The organism is Methylobacterium sp. Gmos3, assembly GCF_056430985.1.
The window spans coordinates 1-17,505 of record NZ_JBWJYL010000010.1 but is presented as its reverse complement, the minus strand read 5'-3'; the positions used below and the strand labels follow the sequence as shown (position 1 = coordinate 17,505).

Genomic DNA, 17,505 nt, shown 5'->3' with positions numbered 1-17,505 from the left:
GGGTGAAGTGGCATCGAGAGGAATGTTCGATGGATCAGCCGAAGCCCAGAGAACCGGTCGGGATCGCTCGATCCGGCGCGGGACGGCCGGGCTACGTCACGGTGAGGGGCGCCAGGGAGCACAACCTGCGCGACGTTGACGTGGAACTGCCGCGCGACGCCCTTGTGGTGTTCACGGGCGTCTCCGGCTCCGGCAAGTCCTCCCTCGCCTTCGGCACGCTTTATGCCGAGGCCCAGCGGCGCTACTTCGAGTCGGTCGCCCCCTACGCGCGGCGGATGATCGACCAAGTCGGCGTGCCCGACGTCGATGCCATCGAAGGGCTTCCCCCGGCCGTCGCCCTCCAGCAGCAGCGCGGCACGCCCAGCGCCCGCTCCTCGGTCGGCAGCGTCACCACCCTGTCGAGCCTCGTGCGGATGATGTACTCGCGCGCCGGCACCTACCCGCCGGGCCAGCCGATGCTCTACGCGGAGGACTTCTCGCCCAACACGCCCCAGGGTGCCTGCCCGACCTGCGCCGGGCTCGGACGAGTCTACAAGGCCACCGAGGCGTCGATGGTGCCCGACCCTTCGCTGACGATCCGCGAGCGCGCCGTGGCGGCCTGGCCGCAAGCCTGGGGCGGGCAGAACCTGCGGGACATCCTGGTCAGCCGGGGAGTCGATGTCGACACGCCCTGGAAGGACCTGCCGCAGACGCTCCGGGACTGGATCCTGTTCACGGACGACCAGCCGCAAGAGCCCGTCTATGCCGGGCTTTCCCCGGAGCAGACGCGGCTCGCCCGCAAGCGCCGCCTGGAGCCGAGCTATAGGGGCACCTTCACGAGCGCCCGCCGCCATGTGCTCGGCACCTTCACCACCTCACAGAGCGCGCTCATGCGCCGACGGGCGGCGCGGTACCTCGTCAGCGAGGACTGCCCCAGCTGCCAAGGCAAGCGCCTGAAGCCCGAGGCGCTCTCGGTCACCTTCGCCGGCCTCGATATCGGGGACCTGTCGCGCATGCCGCTCTCCGACCTCGCCGAGGCGATGCGACCGGCCGCCGAGGACCGGCTGTCCGATTCCGACGGAAACGCCGCCCCCGGGACGCTCGATCGCGAAGCGGGCCGGCGAGATCGGGCCCAGCGTGCCGCCTCCGGGGCGTCGGCCCATGCCGGTGCACCGGACGTTCGCGCGACGCCGAACCTCTCCATCGAGAAACGGCTCGCCGCCCAGCGCCTCGCCGCCGATCTCATCGATCGGATCGGGACGCTCACGGAGCTGGGCCTCGGCTACCTGTCGCTGGACCGGGTGACCACGACCCTGTCGTCGGGCGAGTTGCAGCGCCTGCGCCTCGCGACTCAGCTCCGCTCGCAACTCTTTGGCGTGGCCTACGTGCTCGATGAGCCCACGGCGGGGCTGCACCCCGCCGACGGCGATGCCATGCACGATGCCCTCGCCGGGCTGCTCGCCTCGGGCAATTCGCTGTTCGTCGTCGAGCACGACATCGGCACGATGCGCCGCGCCGATTGGCTGGTCGATGTCGGCCCGGATGCGGGCGAGCAAGGGGGCACCGTGCTCTACAGCGGCCCGCCGGAGGGCCTGCGCGCGGTGGAGGCGTCGCGCACGCGCCTTCACCTGTTCGGACTCGCCGAGCCGCCAACGCGTCCGCAGCGCAGGCCCACGGGATGGCTGCACCTGGAAGGGATCACCCGCAACAACCTGCGTGGCGTCTCGACCTCGTTTCCCCTCGGATGCCTCACCGCCGTCACGGGCATTTCAGGCTCGGGCAAGTCGAGCCTGGTCAGCCAGGCCTTGCTGGACCTCGTCGGCGACCACCTCGGCAGATCCATCGCCACCGATGACGAGCCGGAAGATCCTCTCGACGACGCGCCGGCCCCGACCGAGGGGCGCATCGTCGGCGGCATGGAGGGAATCCGTCGGTTGGTCCAGGTCGATCAGAAACCGATCGGGCGCACGCCCCGCTCGAACCTCGCGACCTATACCGGCCTGTTCGACGCCGTCCGCAAGCTGTTCGCCGCCACGCCCCAGGCACGCCGGCGCCACTACGACGCCGGGCGCTTTTCCTTCAACGTCGCGAAGGGCCGTTGCCCGGCCTGCGAGGGCGAGGGTTTCGTCAGCGTCGAGCTCCTGTTCATGCCGAGCGTCTACGCCCCCTGCCCGACCTGCCACGGCTCCCGCTACGCACCCGATACGTTGGAGGTCACCTGGAGCGGGCTGACCATCGCGGACGTGCTCGGGCTGACGGTCGAGCGCGCCTGCGCGGCCTTCGCGGATGAGCCCGCCGTGCTGCGGCCGCTGATCGTGCTGCGGGATCTCGGCCTCGGCTACCTGCGCCTGGGTCAGCCTGCGACCGAACTCTCCGGTGGGGAGGCCCAGCGCATCAAGCTCGCGACCGAATTACAGCGGGGACAGCGCGGGGGCACGCTCTACGTCCTCGACGAGCCGACGACCGGATTGCACCCGACCGACGTGGATCGCCTGATGCTGCAGCTCAACGGCTTGGTCGATGCGGGCAACACGGTCGTCATGGTCGAACACGACATGCGCGTCGTCGCGGGAGCGGATCACGTCATCGACGTGGGGCCCGGCGCCGGCGACCTGGGCGGCACCATCGTGGCGGCTGGCCGCCCCGAGATCGTGGCTCGGGCGCAAGCGAGCCGCACGGCACCCTATCTGCGGGAGGAGCTCGACGCCGACGAAGGCAGCGGCCCGCGACCCCCACTTCCCTGATCGACACGGAGTCTGGGCTGGATCGGCACCGGAAGACGCCGACGGCCTCTCGAACGACGGACCTCAAACCGGACCCGGAGACCAACGATGAAGATTCTGATGGTGCTGACGTCGCACGACCGGCTCGGCGACACCGGCCGCAAGACAGGCTTCTGGCTGGAGGAGCTCGCTGCGCCCTACTATGTGTTCAAGGATGCCGGGGCGGAGATAGTCCTCGCCTCGCCGAAGGGTGGGCGTCCGCCGCTCGATCCCAAGAGCAGCGAACCGGACGCTCAAACCGACCTGACCCGCCGCTTCGAGGCGGATGGCGACGCCAACGCCGCGTTGTCGAACACAGTCCGGCTCGACGGCGTCACTCACGAGGGCTTCGACGCGGTGTTTTATCCCGGTGGGCATGGTCCCTTGTGGGACCTCGCCGAGGACCCCGCCTCGATCCGGCTGATCGAGACGACGCTCCAAGCCGGCAAGCCTGTCGCCCTCGTCTGCCACGCCCCCGGCGTGCTGCGTCACGCCAAGGCCCCCGACGGCAAGCCGCTCGTCGCGGGCAAGGCCGTCACCGGCTTCACGAACACCGAGGAGGAGGCCGTGGGCCTGACCGCTATCGTCCCGTTCCTCGTCGAGGACGAGCTCAAGCGGAAGGGCGGGGTGTTCTCAAAGGCCGCCGACTGGCAGCCCTACGTGGTGGGGGACGGGCTGCTGATCACCGGCCAGAACCCGGCCTCCTCCGGGCCGACGGCCGTGCGCCTCAAGGACTATCCGGATCTCCAGGCGGCTAGAGAGTAGGGCGGTAAATCCGCCGCTTGACCCGCGGACCGAACGGGCAAAACCTCGCTCGGCCCGCCCGCTGTTTGAGGCTGCGTCACGCGGTCGACGCACGCTTCGAGACCGTCGCGAGGGGAGGGGCGTGTTTCAAGTCGGGCGGCGTCTTGAAGTCCCGCGCCGCGCCACGGGATGCCTCGACGCCTCGCGGGAAGCCGCTGCGGTCCTGGTAGGATCGTCTCCGGCCGACGCTCCGGCTGTGCCGCGCCGTCGTCGCTTGGGCGTCGATCACGTCGACCGCCGTGATGCCGAGCAACAGCGCCAAAGCGACGACGACATTGTCGCGCTTCGGGTTGTCCGACCGCAGCGCCGACAGCACGGTCGCGAGGTCGACGCCATCGCCGGCGACCCGGCTCCAGAGCCCGAGCTTCTTATCGACCGACAGCGAGAGGATGCCGCTGCCGATCTCCCGGACGCCGTAGGCACGCACCAACGCCTCCTTGCCCTCCATGCCGAGGGCGGAGGTGATGCGCCGGGGAGCCAGGAGTTCGGTGAGACCCAGGCCGAGGCTGAACCAGCCGAGCGCCTTGGCGAGGCTGTCCGGTACGCCGCGCGAACTCGGTCCTGCGTGGATGACCTTCGGGTCCCCCTCGGAGCGCGTGATGTGCGAGAGGCTCGCGATGTTCGACATGTTCGTCATGGTCCCTCCGCGAAGTGTCAGGGTTTGAGAACGACCTTGATGCAGCTGTCCTGCTTGTCCCGGAACGTCCGGTACATCTCAGGACCCTTGTCGAGGGGAACTTCGTGGGTGATGACGAAGGAGGGGTCGATCTGATCCTCCTCGATCCGTCGCAGGAGGTCGGCGGTCCAACGCTGGACGTGGGTCTGCCCCATCCGGAAGGTGAGGCCCTTGTTCATCGCGGCCCCCATGGGGACCTTGTCGGCGAAGCCGCCGTAGACCCCTGGAACCGAGATCAGCCCGCCGGGGCGGCAGACATAGATCATCTCGCGCAGCACGTGCGGCCGGTCGCTCTCGGCCAGGAAAATCTGCTTGGCGCGGTCATAGACCGTATCCGGCATGGACGGGGTGACGTGGCTTTCCATGCCGATGCAGTCGATGCACTTCTCGGGACCTTCGCCTCCGGTCAGCTCGTTCAGGCGCTCGACGACATTTTCCTCGTCGAAGTTGATGGTGATGGCGCCCCCGGCCTCGGCCATCTCCAGCCGCTCGGGCAGGTGATCGATGGCAATGACCTGCTCGGCGCCCAGGAGGACGGCCGAGCGGATCGCCATCTGGCCGACAGGGCCGCAACCCCAGATTGCGACGGTGTCGGTGGGCTGGATGTCGGCCTGGACGGCCGCCTGCCAACCGGTCGGGAGGATGTCCGAGAGGAAGAGCAGCTTCTCGTCGGAAATACCGTCGGGCACCTTCTGGACCGTCGAGTCGGCGAACGGCACGCGTAGGTACTCGGCTTGGCCGCCGGGGTAGCCGCCGGTAAGATGCGTGTAGCCGAACAGGCCGGCGGTCGTATGCCCGAAGGCTTTGTCGGCGAGATGCTTCTTTCGGTTACTTCTTTGACACACCGAAAAGTATCCGCGCTTGCACTGGTCGCACTCGCCGCAGACGATGGTGAAGGGCACCACGACCCGGTCGCCCTTCCTCAGCTTGCCATTGAGGCTGCGCCCGGTCTCGACGACTTCGCCCATGGTCTCGTGACCCATGACGTCGCCGGGGAGCATGGCGGGGATGAGGTTGTGAAACAGGTGCAGGTCCGAGCCGCAGATCGCGCAGCTCGTGACTTTGACGATGATGTCACGCCCGTCTTCGATCTCCGGATCGGTGACGCTATCGCAGCGGATATCTTCCTTCCCATGCCAAACCAGGGCTCGCATGGCATTCATCTCCCATCGGTTTTGGGGCGAGAGCCGACGGCAAGGCGGTAGGGCCCTGCAGGAGGGGGAGCCTCGCAACGATGACGGTTCGGGCTCTCGACAGGGCGAACCGGGGCGAACGGTGCCCCGTTCCTGCGGACCGATCCTTAGGAAGGCTCCGGTACGCGCGGATTCCTCAAGCCGTGGCAGGACCTGCCTCGCGGTCAGCCCGAATCCGCATCCAGCCTAAGGACATCCCCGGATCGTCCAGCGGCATCCGGTCCGTCACCCTCGCGCTGACGCGGGGGGCCTTGGCCCCTGCCGGAATGGAGCTCCGCCATGAGCGATACGCTCACGCACGATGACCGCGACGCCGACGCGCGTGCGGCCGCCGCGGACATCGAGGCTGTGCTCGAGCGTCGGTGTCCCGGGCTTAAGGTCGCCTTCTGGGCCGCCGTCGATCGGTGTTATCGCCTGGATGCCACCCGCGCTGGCGTGTCCGAGACGGGTCCGAGGGCGCCCCCGGACGGTCGCTCGCCCGCGGCCCGGGACGGGTAGGGATCGTCCTACGGATCTCTCGCAGGAACGGGCACGGCAACGGCCGGTTCGGGACGTAAGTGCCGCCTCCGGAGTCCGGGGCTTCGCGGAAGGCTCACATGCTGCGCGTCGTTGAAGGCGCATCCGGCGTCGTCGTGATGGGGATCGTCCTTCTGGACGTATTCCTGACCGTCCTCTACGCCCGCATCGGCACCGGGTTGATCGCCGAGCGTGCCGCGCATTTCACGTGGAGCGTGATGCGTCGCGCTGCCGACGCGGCCGGCTCGCGAAGCGGCACGGTGCTATCCTTCTGCGGCCCAGTCATCCTTCTGCTCTACGTCTTGATCTGGGCAGTCGGCCTGACCCTCGGCGCAGGGCTCGTCATCCATCCCGGGCTCGGCACGGGCGTGCAGGCGAGCAGCGGCCCAACGTCCACGGATCTCGTCACCGCGCTCTACGCGGGAGGCAGCAGCATGGCGATCGTCGGCGCGAGCGACTTCAAGCCGACGACCGATGCCTATCGCATCCTCTATCTGGTGAATTCGCTGGTCGGATTGTCGGTCACCTCGCTGGTCCTGACCTACGTCATGCAGGTCTACGGCGCCCTACGGCAGCGCAATGCGCTCGGGCTGCAACTCCACGTTCTCTCGGGGGAAACCTCAGACGCCGGAGTGTTGCTGGCGCGGCTCGGCCCCCGGGGACAGTTCAACGCCGGCTATAGCCATCTCGTCTCGCTAGGCGACGCGATGGCCGCGATGAAGGAGACACACCATTTCTACCCGGTGTTGTTCTATTTTCGGTTCCGGCAGCCGTACTACTCGGTTTCGGCGCAGGCACACCTCGTCCTCGACACGGTGTCCTTGATCCGCAGCACGCTCGCCGGCGAGGAGACGGCCTGGCTGAAGGAGGCTGCGGCCGTCGAGGCACTCTGGTGCGTGGCTCAGAAGCTGATCGTCACACTGGAAACGACCTTCCTCCCAGGGGATCCGCGGGGGGCGACGGCCACCGACCCGGGGGAGCGGCAGCGGTGGCGCGATCATTGGGCGAGCACCGTATCCCTGCTCGCCAAGGAAAACATCGCAGCCGCGCATGAGGACGCGGCGGCACAGGCCTACCTGAACTTGCGCGCGCAATGGTCCCCGCACATCGCACGGCTTGCCCCCGCGATGGCTTATCGGAGCGACGAGATCGAGGGAACCGGATCGGAGGCACCCTAAGGGACGGGCCGGATGTACTCACCTCACGGTGACGGGAGAATGGGCACCCATCCTGGAGGAAAACCGATGGAGACACTTGTCCCGTTCACCGCAATGGCTGCCCGCGTCTCCGGAGCCGCATGCCTCCCGAGGCATGTGGCTTTGGCGTCGGAAGCGGGCAGCCCCGTCTGTGCCCTGGCCCGTAAGCTCGATGGCCTCGCTTCGCTGACAAACCCGGATCGCGCGGCGCTCGAGGATCTGGGCGGCTATGTCCGCCCGGTGGAGCGGTATGCCGTCCTCGCGGAGCAAGGAGGCGTGGCCGATCACGCGCTCATCGTCTTCGCCGGGTTCGCCGGCCGGTATAAGCGCCGCGTATCCGGCCGGCGCCAGATCTTAGCCTTTCTGGTACCGGGCGATTTCTGCGACCGCGGGGCCCTGCACGGCTACGCGCTCGACCACGAGATCGAGGCCCTGACCAAATGCCAGGTCGCAATGGTCCCCCGCCCGGCCTACCTCGACCTGCTCGGTCGGCATCCACGCATCGCCCTCGCCTTGCAGCGCGCGAGGCTCGCCGAGGAGGCGACGGCCCGGGAATGGATGGTCAGTACCGGCATGCGCTCGGGCCTCGAACGCATGGCGCATCTCCTGTGCGAACTCTTGGAGCGCCTGGGGTCGATCGGCCACGTCACGAACGGCCAATACGATCTGCCGTTGACGCAGGCGGATCTCGCCGATGCGCTCGGAATGTCGAGCGTGCACGTGAACCGCGTGCTGCAAGCCCTGAGGCGCGACAGGCTGATCGCGACGCGAGGACGCCGCCTGCAGGTTCTCGCGCCGCAACGACTGTCTCAGGTCGCGGAGTTCGAGGCCGGGTATCTCTAGGGCTCTGCTCTTGCAGCATTTTTTGAACGCCGAACCGACGCCCACCTCGGCGGAAAATGCTCCCGGGAGCGCTAGGTGGCAGGCTGCGCGGCGGGGCGTACCCCGGCCGCCGTCGCGATGAGAACCGCCTCGGGCAGGGTGCGGGCGCCCAGCGCTTCCATGACCTTGGCGCGATGGATCTCCACCGTGCGCGGGCTCAGGCCGAGGGTGCGCGCAATGGTCTTGTTGGTACCGCCCGCGAGCAGGCCCTCCAGCACGGCCCGCTCCCGTTCCGTCAGGGTGGCGATCCGATCCCGGGCCTCGTCGTGCCCGCGTGTCCGCCTCTCGGTATCGTGGATCTCGGCCAATGCCGTCCTCACGGCGAACACCAGCACGTCCGGTGCCCAGGGCGCTTCGAGGAAGTCGACCGCGCCCGCCTTCATGACATGTACCCCGAAGCTGACGTCACCCCCGCTCGCGCCGACCGCCACCACGGGCAAATGCGCACGCGAGGATTTCAGCTCGCGGGCAACGCCCAGATCGTCTGAGTCACCGAGATCGAGCACGACGCAGCCCGGCATCAGCGAGTCCTTCACCTTGAGAAAGGCTTGGCCGCTGGCGAAAGCCTGCACTCCGCAACCAGCGGCCTGCAGGGCGCCGCCGAGCTGGCGCCGGACATCGTCCCCGGCCGCGATCACGTAGGTCTGCTGACCGGTGTCGATCGTCACATCCTGAGCGATCCCGCCCGCGGACCGGATGCGCCCATCCATTGCCGGGATCGGAAAGAGGGTGTCGCGGATGGAGCGCACGTCGCCGTCCTTGGCACGCACGATCCGGTACTCCAGGACCAGCGTTTCGCCAGCGCCGACCCGTTCCAGCGCTCGCACCGCGCCGTCGCGGTCCTCCGGATGGACGCTGGCGAGCCAAGCCGCGACGTCCGGCATATCCTCGGGCGGCATGCCCCAGACCTGCGTGAAGGCCGGGCTGAGATAGTCGAGCCGCCCGCTCTCCAGGTCGGCGAGCCAGAGCACGTTCGCCGAATGTTCGGCGAAGCGCCGGAAGCGCTCTTCGCTCGCACGCAGAGCCGCCTCGGCCCGTTTCTCCCGATCGACATCCTGCACCACCACGATGGCGCCGTTGATCACGTGGTCGATGCTGTGGAAGGGCGCGGCGCTCACGCGCGTCCAGCACTCGGTGCCGTTCGGGTCGGTGAAGAGGAAGTCGACGCCCGGGACGACGGTTTCACCCCGCAGACCCCGGGCTCCCGGGTACTCCGACGGGTCCAGCCGTCGCCCATCCGGTGCGTAGGCCCGCCAGCGCTCGCCCGCTTCAATCGTTGCGGAGGGAATCTGTTTCAGCGCGTAGCGTCCGAGCGCTCGGTTCGCCAGCGCGATGCTGCCGTCCGGATCGACAAGGCCGACGCCGATCGGCAACTGGGCGAGCGTCGCCGAGAGACGATGCTCGCTCTCGCGCAGAGCCGCCTCGGCCCGCATCTGCCCGGTGATCTCCACCACGACGCCGACGAACGACACCGGCTGACCGTCCTCGAAGCTGGTCCGGCCGTGCGTCGAGACCCAGCGCTCGACCCCGTCGCTGATACCGATCACGCGGTATTTGATGTGGTAGACCCCGTCCCCCGCCGGATCCGTGCAGCGTGCCACCGCCGCCTCGACGCGCGGACGGTCGTCCGGGTGGATGGCGGAGAGCCACACCTGCTCGTCGACGGGCGCGTCGGGTGGCAGGCCCCACAGAGCCTTCAGGCGCGCATCCCAATCGAGCGCCCCGGTGCGAGGATCCCAGGAATAGGCCGAGAGGTCGACGAGGTCGATGGCGGCCTGCAGCCGGGTCTCACTCGCGCGTTGCCGGGCCTCGGCGCGTTTGCGCGCCGAGATGTCCGTCCCGATCATCGCGGCACCGATGAGGTTTCCATCCTCACCGTAGAGCGTGAAGGCGCGCCACCGGACCGCCGTTCCGGCACCGCCTCCGAAATGGCGGAAGCGCAGTTCGCCCTCCCAGCGGCCATCCTTCCATAGCGTCGGCAACGCGACGTCGCGGATGACGGCCTGGTCGGCGGGATGAACGAAGTCCGGGATCGGAATGGCCGAGATGTCGTCGGCGGGTCGGAGTCCGACCATCCTGCGTCCGGCCGGGTTCAGGTAGACCAGTCTGAGATTGGCGTCGGCGATCCCGATGAACACCTGCGCCTGCCGAACGAACGCGGCGAACGGAATATCTGCGTCGAAGCGGTGCCGCGAGCCATCCATGCCCGACGCATGCGAAGCGGCCCTGTCGCCTCCCTGTGGGCTCGTGTTTTGGCACACCCTCGCCTCGACTTTCTGCGCCGACGCCGAAATGCCGTTCTTGAGAAGCGCGGCATAGTCCGGAAGATCCGCACGCTGGCGATCCCTCGTCAAACAGTTCGAGACATTTCTGGTAACAGCAACGTCGTGAATCAAATAAATCTTTGCGCTTGATACAATTGCGGTCAACTATGTTTCCGCGAGGAACATCATGTTCGCATTTTTCCAAGAGAAGCACAGTGCGATACGTGAAAACGTCATTCGCAAGGCAGGATAGGTGCGCGGCACCCTCAGGATTGCAGAGTGGCTCAGCGCGTCTACCCCGCGCGACGACGATGCTCACTGGGCAGGACGCCATAGGCGGTTTTGAACCGGCGGCCAAAATGGGTCATGTCCGAAAACCCCCAGCCATAGGCGATCTCGCTGACCGTCCGGCCCCTTTGCATCGGGTCTTCCAGCGCCTGCCGGCAGCGGGCGAGGCGCCTTGCCTGGACAAGCTGCACGATCGACGTGTTCTCGTCAGCCAGCACAGCATTGGCGTATCGAACGCTGACTCCGGCTGCGCTTGCGACCGTACAGGCATCGAGGGTTCGGTCGGCCAAGCGCGCTTCGATCACGGCCCGCAGCCGCACGCGGACGAGGGCGCGGGACGATGGTGCGCGCAACTTGTCCTGCCCCATCGTCTGACCGGCCGACACGGTGAACAGATCGAGCAGGTGGGCTTCGAGGAGCGCTTCAGCGGCCGCGCCCAGATTCTGCGTGTGGGTCGGAAGCATCGCGAGGCTGGCCGAGAGCAGACCGTTCTCGGCCGTACAGGGCTTGATCGCGCGCGCGGTCATCTCCCGGATCTCCCCGAGGCGGGCCTCCAAGAGGTGCCGTGGGATCTTCAACACAAGCACGTCCGACGCTTCGGAAAACCGCCCCTCGTATTGCAGGCGCGGGTCGATCACAGTGATATCCCCCGGCTCCAGTACGACGTGTCGGCCGTCCTGCTCGAGGGCGACCTGGCCATCGAGTTGCCGGCAGATCAGCACCTCGTCGGTGTTCGTGTGCGCGATGTGGCGTCGCGCATGGGTGACCGACATCGCGGCGTTCGCGAACGACACCAAGCCGATGGAGCCGACAGCTCCCGAGCGCAGCTGAGCGCGAAAAGTGTTCCGGCATTTTGGTGTGGAGGCGTGATCGACGACATCCTTTCGCGCCACGTCGTGCCAGAAATCGAACCGATCACGTGGGTGGACATCCTCTGTCGAAAAAACGGTCTTCAATTGGCAATGACCCGTTCGAATAGCCGATAATGAGGGCCGACTCGGCCGAGCCAAAGTCGCGCTAAGAGATGCATATGGCCATCAAGTAGACTGACTGCATCGGGCTCCGCCAGATCGAATTACAGAAAATTGGTTATGCTGATAATTCGCACGCGCATGCTCAGTGCGTCTGAGCTGCATTGTCGATGGGCAAGCGAGCAAACGTAGATCGGTATCCGGCACGAAGCCCGTCGATCCCGCTAGAGTCAACATCGACCGTCGTAAGTTTTAGATAATACAAGTTGTCATATATCAATACACAATATCATAACAGAATAACATCGTTTTTTATTCGGCATATGACGCAGATAAATGCAAAAAGTACAACGAAGTAAAATGTAAATTGGATCGACTTCGAACCAGAATAAACATAATTATCGAGTGTACGGGGCGTATGATGGATGTCAGTGAGCGAAAAGCCTTCCGTTCGATAGGATTAGCCGGCGACATAGTCTCGGCCTATGTTGCGAACAATTCCGTCCCCGCGTCGGAGCTTCCGAACCTCATCGGCCGGATCCATGCGGTTCTCAATGGGCTCGTGGACGGAACTTCGCCTCAGCCACCAATCGAGAGCGAAAGAAAGGCGACCCCCGCGCAGATCGGCAAGTCGGTCACGGCGGATGCGCTGATCAGTTTCATCGATGGCAAGGCGTACAAGACCTTGAAGCGGCACTTGGCCGTTAACGGCTTCGACCCGAAGAGCTACCGCGAGCGTTACGGATTGCCTGTCGACTACCCGATGGTCGCCCCGGGCTACGCCGAGCAGCGCTCCAAAATCGCCAAAGCGATCGGCCTCGGCCAGTCGAGAGCGGGCGCCGAACAACGCAGGACTGGTACGCGTGGCGGCCGATAAGAATGGAATCTTTGAAGTCATTCTCGATACTTGCGCGCAGTCCCTCGTCTCGCCCGCCGGCTTTGGTATCCGTCACGGATCGTCCGTATACCAGCCGGGGGAGAGGGTCACGCTCACGAACGGCGGCGCTCCTGCCGCGTTCAGAATTTCACCGTGTCGAGATTGGCGCGCATCCCGGGGAGCGATGCGCAGGATGAGACCGGGTGAATGGCCCTGATCGGGGGGCGAGCATCATTGTCTATTCGGTGCGAGCAGCTCATTTATATTTGCATAAGTCTGCACTCTGCCGAAATATTGGCAATAAGCTCAATAGATTGTTCAATATCTGCGTCATTGAAACAGTAATTGTCGGCATTCGCTTCGATGGGCTGGTTCTCGGGTCGAGTGCGGCGAGGCAGCCGCAGGGGTACGAGCGAACCTGAGTGGATCAGACATGCATCCGGTTCATCCGAATGAGATGAGGCGTCTGGAGGTCCTGCACGAGCTCGACGTGTTCGGCACTCCGCCCGAGCCCCAGTTCGACGCACTCTGCCGGACCGCGCAGGCGCTGTTCGGCGTTCCGATCGCCCTCGTCAGCCTTGTCGGCGAGGGGGAGCAGCGGTTCAAGGGTCGATGCGGCTTCGAAGCGCCCGGCACGCCGCGTGGGGTCTCCCTGTGCAGCTACACCATTCTGTCCGACGCGGTGATGGTGGTCGAGGATGCCGCGCGAGACGAGCGGTTTGCCGACAATCCGTTGATCACGGGCGAACCACACATCCGCTTCTATGCCGGTGCCCCCCTCGTGCTGGCGCCTGGCATCCAACTCGGTGCCCTCTGCGTCATCGACCGGGTGCCGCGAACGTTCTCGTCCGAGCAGCAGGAGCAGCTTCGAAGCCTGGCGCAGATCGCCGTGACCATGCTGCGCATGAGCAAGACGGAGCGTGAGGCGCGTGAAAGCGCGGCGCTGTACCGGCTGCTCGCTGACAACGCCACCGACGTGATCGTCCGCTGCGACCTGGACGGGACGCGCCGCTACGTGTCGCCCGCAGCAAAACGGCTCCTCGGCTTCGAGCCGCAGGAGCTTGTCGGCACGAGGCCGATGGACTCCGTCCACCCGCAGGACGCCAAAGCCTTCGCGCGCCTGCTCGAACAGGTGCGGCGTGGGACGCTCAGCCAAGCGGTCTGCCAGCAGCGCTACCGCCGCAAGGACGGCGGGTGGGTCTGGGTCGAGGTCTCGTTCAACCTCGCCACCAACCCGATGACGGGGGCATCGGACGGCTACGTCGCCGTCATCAGGGACATCTCCCAGCGCAAGGAGGCGGAGCGGCAGATGGCGCATATGGCGCGTCACGATCCGCTGACGGGCCTCCCGAACCGGCTCCTCTTCCGCGAGCGGCTGACGCGGGAGATCGCGCGGGCGCAGCGCGGTGGCGGCGGCTTCGCCCTATTCTGCCTCGACCTGGATCGGTTCAAGCCGATCAACGACACGCTCGGCCATCAGGCAGGCGACAGCCTGCTGCGCACGGTCGCGCAGCGGCTGAAAGGCGTCCTGCGCGCCGCCGACATGGTAGCGCGCCTGGGCGGCGACGAATTCGTCATCATCCGGACCGGGAACGGCTGCGTCGCGGAAGCGGTCGCGCTCGCCGAGCGGCTGCTGGCGGCCGTGGCAACGCCGGTCGATCTCGGTGGCCATCCGGCGCGCATCGGTCTCAGCATCGGGATCGCACGGGCGCCGGACGACGGGCTTGACGCCGATAGGCTGTTGTCGCGCGCGGATCAGGCGCTCTACCGCGCCAAGGCCGACGGTCGTGGCGGCTATCGCGTCTACGGGTCCGGGGAGGTAGGGGCCGCCTGGACGGCGGACGAGCGAGGACGCGACCTGACGACGGACATTGCCTGCCCGGGTCATACCGAACGCGGGCTGTTCGACGCGCTCTTCAGCGGCTTGCTCCAGAGCGACACGGACTGCGTGATGCTCGTCGATCCGGAAGGCGACCTCCAGTTCATGAGCGCCGGCGGTCGGAAGTTGATGGAGATCGACGACATCCAGCCGCTCCTCGGACGATCCTGGCTCGGCTTCTGGCACGGAGCGGATCGCGACAGGGCCGAGGCAGCGCTCGCGACCGCGAGGGCCGGGCGAAGCGCCAGCTTCCGCGGCTTGTGCCCGACGCCCTCGGGGGAGCCGAAATGGTGGGCGGTCAACCTGAGCCCGCTCGCGGGCGGCCAAGACGGCTCCGGGCGCATTCTGGCCGTGTCCCGGGACATCACCGCCCAGGTCGCTCTGGATGCCGAACTGCAAACCACGTTGCGGCGCTATCAGGCCCTGATCGAAGCCACCGGTACGATGGTCTGGCGCGCAGACACTGCCGGCTGCATCATCGAGCTCCGCGGCTGGGCGACCTATGCGGGACAGGCCACGGACGCCTATCTCGGCGATGGCTGGCTGACGCTTGTGCACCCGGAGGATCGGGAGACGATCGCCGCGATCTGGCAGGCGACCATGGCGACAGGAGAAGCGGCCAGTGCCACCTACCGGGTCCGGCAGGCCCAGGACCGGTATCGCTGGGTCCTGGGCAGGACCGTTCCCCTGAAGGATGAGACGGGTCGGGTCCGGGAGTGGGTCGGCACGATCACCGACATTCATGAGCGTCACGAGGCCGCCGAGACCATCCGTGTTCAGGAGGAGCGGTATCGTCTGGCGGTGCGCGCCACGCAGGACGGCATCTGGGACTGGGACGTGGCGTCGGACGATGTCGCCTGGATCAAAGCCACGGGCGAAGTGCGCACCTACACGGACGACGAGAGCAAGCCTTCGTGGTCGCGCTGGACGGCTTCGATCCATCCCGAGGACCGCGCGCGTGTGACCGCAAGCTTTGCCGCAGCCATCGACGGCACGGACGACCGGTGGCAGGCCGAGTACCGCTACCGTGCCGGCGCCGAAAGCTACAAGGAGGTGATCGACCAAGCCTTCGTCGTCCGGGACGAGCGGGGGCGGGCCATCCGGATGGTCGGTGCGGTGCGTGACGTGACCGAGGAGCGGCAGGCGATCGCCGCGCTGCGCACCAGCGAGGAGCGCCTGCGTCTCGCCCTCCAAGCCGGCCGGATGGTGGCGTGGGAGCTGAATCTCACGACGGGTCAGATCACCCGAACCGAGAATGCCCAACAGGTTCTCGGCCTCGCGGCAGAGTCGCGAGCGGAGTTCCTCGATCTCGTGCACCCGGATGATCGGGCTCAGATCGCGGACTTCATCCGAACCGGCGCTGTGCGGGAGGAACGCGAGTTCCGGTACATGTCGCCCGCCGGACGGATGAAGTGGCTGTGTTCGTCGGTTGAGCGGGTCGGTGCGGATCGGCTCGTGGGGATCACCTTCGACATCACGGACCGCAAGCTCGCGCAGGAGAAGCTATGGCAGACGGCCAACCTCGACGCGCTCACGGGCCTGCCGAACCGGCAACTGTTCCGCGGGTGTGTGGAGGCGGCGCTCTCGGCGGCGGAGCGGGACGGGACCTGCGTCAGCCTCCTGCTGATCGACTTGGACCATCTCAGGGACGTGAACGACGCGTTCGGCCACGATGTCGGCGATGCCGTGATCCGCGAGGTCGCCGACCGCCTGCAAGTCGGTCTGCGGCCCTGCGATACGCTCGCGAGGCTCACGGGCGACGAGTTCGCCCTCATCCTTGTCCACCCGCTGCGCCTGCCCCACGCTGTCCAGCACGCGGAAGCGCTGATCGCGCGCCTGCGTCAGCCGTTGCAGATCCGGGACCAGACGCTGACATGCAGGGCCAGCATCGGCGTGGCGGCCTACCCCGATCACCACACCGATTTGCGCGAGCTTCTCAAAGATGCCGACATCGCGCTGTCCCAGGCCAAGGTGCGGGGTCGGGACCGCGTCGTCCTGTTCTCGGCCCCGATGCGGGTGGACGCCCTGCGCCGGGTGCGGATCGCCGCCGAGGTGCGCGCCGCCCTCGCGGCCGGGCAGATCGTGCCGTATTACCAGCCGAAGGTCTGCATCACGACGGGCCAGATCGTCGGCTTCGAAGCCCTGGCACGCTGGCGGCACCCCGAGAACGGTCTGCTGACGCCGGGCTATTTCGGTTCGGCCTTCGAAGATCCGGAGCTGTCCACGGCGATCGGCGACACAATTCTCGAAACCGCGGCGGCCGACATGCGCGCCTGGAACGACCGGGGCCTCAGCTTCGGGCGCGTGGCGGTCAACTTCGCTGCCGCCGAGTTTCGCAAGCCTGACCTGGCCGGCTTGATCCTCGATGTTCTGAACCGCTTCGAGGTCCCCGCAGCACAATTCGAGGTTGAAGTAACCGAGACTGTGTTCCTCGGTCAGGGTGCGGAAACCGTGCCTGCGACGCTCGAACGCCTGCATGCCAGCGGCATCAGGATCGCGCTCGACGATTTTGGGACGGGTTTTGCCTCGCTCACGCACCTGAAGCAGTTCCCGGTCGATCACATCAAGGTGGACCGGAGCTTCGTGCGCGATCTGGACCAGGACGCGGACAACGCGGCGATCGTCGCAGCCGTGATCGGCCTCGGCCGGAACCTCGGGATGACCGTCACCGCGGAAGGCGTGGAGACGGTCGAGCAGGCTCGGCACCTCGCGGCCATGGGCTGCGATTACGCTCAAGGCTACCTCTATGCCCAGCCGATGGCCGGAACGCACGTGCCGTTGCTGCTGGAGACGTGGAACCCCAGCGCTGCCGTCGGTCGATGGTTCTCGGGAGGCTCGGCTTGATGGCTCGGTGACGCCAGCGGAATTCGAGCTGCCGGACGGTGTGACTCAACGCTACAGGCCGTTCATGACTGCCCCTTGCACACCGTTATCCGGCGGCCTCGCCAACGGACGATCGCGCACTGTCGAACCCGTTCCCATCGTTTGACGGATGCCCCGAACAGTTCCTACGGAGCGCGGACTTGGAGCGAGCAAAAGCCTTTTATTTGCACTGGGCTCGGGCGTACGGCGGCGGCACTCCGCGACGCTAGCGCGTTTTCGGGAAAACCCGGATCATGCTGCGTCTCCCGTCTTTGCGAGCGAAGCGAAGCAATCCAGGGATCCGCCACATCCGTTCAGGTCCCGCTGCCCTGGATTGCTTCGCTGTCGCTCGCAAA

10 protein-coding genes are annotated in these 17,505 nt (G+C 66.7%); 6 read left to right on the top strand and 4 right to left on the bottom strand.

What is annotated here, in order from left to right; genetic code table 11:
* Positions 1-29: 29 nt before the first annotated feature.
* Both ACS5Q7_RS20705 and ACS5Q7_RS20700 read left to right on the top strand, forming a co-directional pair.
* On the top strand, positions 30-2,723 hold the full coding sequence (locus ACS5Q7_RS20705; protein WP_478341153.1) for an excinuclease ABC subunit UvrA: 2,694 nt from the start codon (positions 30-32) through the stop codon (positions 2,721-2,723).
* Positions 2,724-2,810: 87 nt separating this feature from the next.
* Entirely contained in the window at positions 2,811-3,506 is a 696-nt protein-coding gene (locus ACS5Q7_RS20700; protein WP_478341152.1) for a type 1 glutamine amidotransferase domain-containing protein, read from the top strand.
* Between the two features lie 76 nt (positions 3,507-3,582).
* Here ACS5Q7_RS20700 and ACS5Q7_RS20695 read toward each other — a convergent pair whose 3' ends face one another.
* On the bottom strand, positions 3,583-4,173 hold the full coding sequence (locus tag ACS5Q7_RS20695) for a hypothetical protein (RefSeq protein WP_478341275.1): 591 nt from the start codon (positions 4,171-4,173) through the stop codon (positions 3,583-3,585).
* 26 nt (positions 4,174-4,199) lie between these two features.
* A complete protein-coding gene (locus ACS5Q7_RS20690) occupies positions 4,200-5,375 on the bottom strand; it encodes a zinc-dependent alcohol dehydrogenase (RefSeq protein ID WP_478341151.1) in 1,176 nt (391 codons plus the stop codon).
* A 635-nt stretch (positions 5,376-6,010) separates the two neighbouring features.
* On the opposite strand from ACS5Q7_RS20690, the gene ACS5Q7_RS20685 reads away from it, so the two are divergent.
* Positions 6,011-7,108 carry a two pore domain potassium channel family protein gene (locus ACS5Q7_RS20685; RefSeq protein ID WP_478341150.1) on the top strand — a complete coding sequence of 366 codons (1,098 nt, stop codon included), beginning with the start codon at positions 6,011-6,013 and terminating at the stop codon, positions 7,106-7,108.
* A gap of 66 nt (positions 7,109-7,174) precedes the next feature.
* A complete protein-coding gene (locus ACS5Q7_RS20680; RefSeq protein ID WP_478341149.1) occupies positions 7,175-7,969 on the top strand; it encodes a Crp/Fnr family transcriptional regulator in 795 nt (264 codons plus the stop codon).
* Between the two features lie 71 nt (positions 7,970-8,040).
* On the opposite strand, the gene ACS5Q7_RS20675 is transcribed toward ACS5Q7_RS20680, so the two are convergent.
* Positions 8,041-10,437 (bottom strand): PAS domain S-box protein, encoded by a 2,397-nt coding sequence (locus ACS5Q7_RS20675; RefSeq protein ID WP_478341148.1) that lies wholly within the window; start codon positions 10,435-10,437, stop codon positions 8,041-8,043.
* Between the two features lie 128 nt (positions 10,438-10,565).
* Positions 10,566-11,516: an AraC-like ligand-binding domain-containing protein gene (locus tag ACS5Q7_RS20670; protein WP_478341147.1), complete on the bottom strand. Its 951-nt coding sequence runs from the start codon at positions 11,514-11,516 to the stop codon at positions 10,566-10,568.
* Between the two features lie 433 nt (positions 11,517-11,949).
* Here ACS5Q7_RS20670 and ACS5Q7_RS20665 point away from each other — a divergent pair, with 433 nt between their 5' ends.
* Positions 11,950-12,408 (top strand): Ros/MucR family transcriptional regulator, encoded by a 459-nt coding sequence (locus ACS5Q7_RS20665; protein ID WP_478341146.1) that lies wholly within the window; start codon positions 11,950-11,952, stop codon positions 12,406-12,408.
* 433 nt (positions 12,409-12,841) lie between these two features.
* Positions 12,842-17,131: a diguanylate cyclase domain-containing protein gene (locus tag ACS5Q7_RS20660; RefSeq protein ID WP_478341145.1), complete on the top strand. Its 4,290-nt coding sequence runs from the start codon at positions 12,842-12,844 to the stop codon at positions 17,129-17,131.
* The last annotated feature ends 374 nt before the right edge of the window (positions 17,132-17,505 follow it).

Bases quoted from the DNA above. Each gene is read 5' to 3' on its own strand.
- ACS5Q7_RS20705 (WP_478341153.1), top strand. From the start codon at position 30: ATGGATCAGCCGAAGCCCAGAGAACCGGTCGGGATCGCTCGATCCGGC.
- ACS5Q7_RS20700 (WP_478341152.1), top strand. From the start codon at position 2,811: ATGAAGATTCTGATGGTGCTGACGTCGCACGACCGGCTCGGCGACACC.
- ACS5Q7_RS20695 (WP_478341275.1), bottom strand. From the start codon at position 4,173: ATGTCGAACATCGCGAGCCTCTCGCACATCACGCGCTCCGAGGGGGAC.
- ACS5Q7_RS20690 (WP_478341151.1), bottom strand. From the start codon at position 5,375: ATGCGAGCCCTGGTTTGGCATGGGAAGGAAGATATCCGCTGCGATAGC.
- ACS5Q7_RS20685 (WP_478341150.1), top strand. From the start codon at position 6,011: ATGCTGCGCGTCGTTGAAGGCGCATCCGGCGTCGTCGTGATGGGGATC.
- ACS5Q7_RS20680 (WP_478341149.1), top strand. From the start codon at position 7,175: ATGGAGACACTTGTCCCGTTCACCGCAATGGCTGCCCGCGTCTCCGGA.
- ACS5Q7_RS20665 (WP_478341146.1), top strand. From the start codon at position 11,950: ATGATGGATGTCAGTGAGCGAAAAGCCTTCCGTTCGATAGGATTAGCC.
- ACS5Q7_RS20660 (WP_478341145.1), top strand. From the start codon at position 12,842: ATGCATCCGGTTCATCCGAATGAGATGAGGCGTCTGGAGGTCCTGCAC.